The sequence below is a fragment of the Pseudomonas sp. HMSC057H01 genome, assembly GCF_001836405.1.
Lineage (GTDB): Bacteria > Pseudomonadota > Gammaproteobacteria > Pseudomonadales > Pseudomonadaceae > Pseudomonas > Pseudomonas aeruginosa.
In genome coordinates, this window is sequence record NZ_KV828453.1 from 1 (window position 1) to 2,498 (window position 2,498).

Below are 2,498 nucleotides of genomic sequence, written 5' to 3' on the forward strand. Positions count from 1 at the left end.
GGATCACTCTCCACATACCGCCCAGTCTCCGGATCATAGTCGCGGAAGTAGTTGTAGTGCAGCCCGCTTTCCGCATCGTAGTACTGCCCGGGGAAGCGCAGGTTGACCTGGGTGCTGCCCTGGCTCAGCGCTTCGCCGCGGCCGAAGGCGTCGGACTGCCACTGCCAGGCGATCTGGCCGCTGGCGTCGGTGGCCAGGCGCGGGGTGTCGAGGTGGTCGCCATGGAGGTAGAGCAGGGTCGGGTTGCCGACCTTGCCCTGGGCGTCGTAGTCGGCGTCGATGGTGGCCAGCGGCAGGCTGTCCAGCCACAGGTAGTACTGGGCTCGCAGTTTCCGGCCGCTGCCGTCGTGTTCGGCTTCGCCGAGCAACTGGCCGTCGGGACCGTAGAGGTAGGTGGTGATGCTCTCGGGGGTGAGCTTGACGATGCGCTGGCCGAGGGCGTTGTAGCGGTATTCGGCGACCTGCTGGCCGTCGAGGCTGACGCTTTGCAGGCGGCCCTGGGCGTCGTAGGCCAGTTTGCGCGCGGCGCGGTCCTGGGTGAGGTTGCCGGCGGCGTCGCTGGTCACCGCTTGCGCGCCGATGGCGGTCAATCGGTTGCTGTCGGGCGCGTACTGGTAGTCCTGGCTGCTGGCGGTGCCGCCTGAGGCGGGGTTGTCGCTGCGTTGGGTGCGGTTGCCGACCGCGTCGTAGGCATAGCTGCGCCCGCCCTGGACGCCGCGTTCCTCGGTCAGGCGGTCCAGCGGGTCGTACTGGTAGTCCAGGGTGCCCCAGAGGCTATGGCGGTGCTGCTGGATATTGCCATTGGCATCGTGCTGGTAGTCGCTCTGCCAGGGGCCGACCTTCTGCCGCAGCAGTTGGTAGTCCTGGTCGTACTCGCGGCTGAGAGTGATGCCGTTGCCCCAGGTCAGGCGCAGCAGCGGGCCGAAGGGCAGGTAGGCGATCTGCCCGACCAGGGTGCTCGGCGCCTTGTCGCCTACTGCCAGGGTCACGCTGGCGACCTGGCCGCCGGCGTTGCGCGGGTAGCCGATGGCGAGGCCGGAGGGGTAGCCGATCTCCAGCAGTTGGTTGGCCGCGTCGTAGCGGTAGGTCACGCGGTCGAGCAGGGTCTGCTGGTCGAGGCGGATGCTGCGTACCTGCTCGACCAGGTTGCCGCGCTCGTCGTAGCGGTACACCAGGCTGTCGCGGGCACCTTCGATGGCGCCCAGGCGGCCGATGCCCTGGTTGCCGTCGGCGGTGAGGTCGTAGCGGTACTGTACGTCGAGGCTCGGGTCGCTCGGCGAGTGGCGCTCGATCAGGCGATTGAGGGCGTCGTAGCGATACTCGGTGACCGCACCGCGAGCGTCGGTGCGGCGGATGACGTTGCCGGCGGCGTCGTGCTCGAAGGTGGTGGTGCCGCTGTCCGGGCTGACCAGTCGGGTCAGGTTGCCGAGGCCGTCGTATTCGTAGCGGGTGGTGACGCCGCGCGGGTCCTTGACCTCGGTGAGGTTGTCCTGGGCGTCGTAGGCGAGTCGGGTCTTGCCGCCGAGGGGATCGCTCTGGCCGACCAGCCGGTCGAGGGCATCGAAGGCCTGGCTGTGGGCGAACTGGCGCGGGTTGGTTTCGCCGACCGGATTGTCGTTGAGGTCGTAGGCGAAGCTGCGTGTCTGGCCGCCGGCGCCGACCGCGCGGAGCAGCCGGCCAAGCTCGTCGTAGGCCCATTGCTGCTGGCGCACCAGGCTGCCGCTGGCGTCCTTGATGCGCTGGGCGGTGCGATTGCCCTTGGTGTCGACGTCGTATTCGAGGCGTTCGCCGAGGTTGTTGCCGATCGCCACCAGCCGCCGTGCGTCGTCGTATTCGTAGCTCAGCCAACTACCGTCGCCACGGGTGACGCGGGTGATCTGGCCGACCGCGTCGTAGTCGAAGCGGGTGGTGCTGCCGGCGGTGCTGACGGAGGCCAGCCAGCCGTCGACGCCGGTGTAGGCGAGGCTGCTGGTGACGCCGTTGGCATCGGTGATGCTGCCGGGCTTGCCGCGCTCGTCATAGTCGCCGAGGCGGGTGACCTGGCCGAGGGCGTTGGTCACCTGGGTCAGGTTGCCGCGACTGTCGTAGGCATAGAGGGTGACGTCCTGCACATCGGTGCGCGGACCGTCGGCGCGCTCGATCAGGCCGAGGGCGTTGTAGCTGTAGCTCCAGGCGCGCTCGGCCGCCTGCGCGGGCAGGGCCAGGGCGCAGGCCAGGGCGAGGGCGCCGAGACGGGGGAAGTATGGGGGGATGCGCATGGGTGTCGTCCTTGTCAGCGGGTGGTGACGGTCTCGCCGGTCTTGCGTCCCTCGGCGTCGTACTGGTAGCGGGTGATCCGACCGGGCTCGCTGACCTGCACCGGGAGGAACAGGGTCGGGTGCCAGTCGGTTGTGATGGTGCGCGCCTGCGCAGTGCCGGCGGCCTCGGTGCGCGAGGTCTCCAGGCCTCGGGCGCTGTACTGGTAGGTGGTCAGGTTGCCGTTGTTGTCGCGTTTGCTG

At 69.0% G+C, this 2,498-nt stretch carries 1 protein-coding gene and 1 pseudogene; both read right to left on the bottom strand.

Annotated features, from left to right (window positions below):
- Nucleotides 1-2,258: RHS repeat domain-containing protein (locus HMPREF2581_RS12280; protein WP_070867337.1), on the bottom strand; the 2,258-nt coding region annotated here is incomplete at its 3' end.
- 14 nt (nucleotides 2,259-2,272) lie between these two features.
- Nucleotides 2,273-2,498: pseudogene (locus HMPREF2581_RS12285) on the bottom strand (RHS repeat protein); the annotation flags it as partial.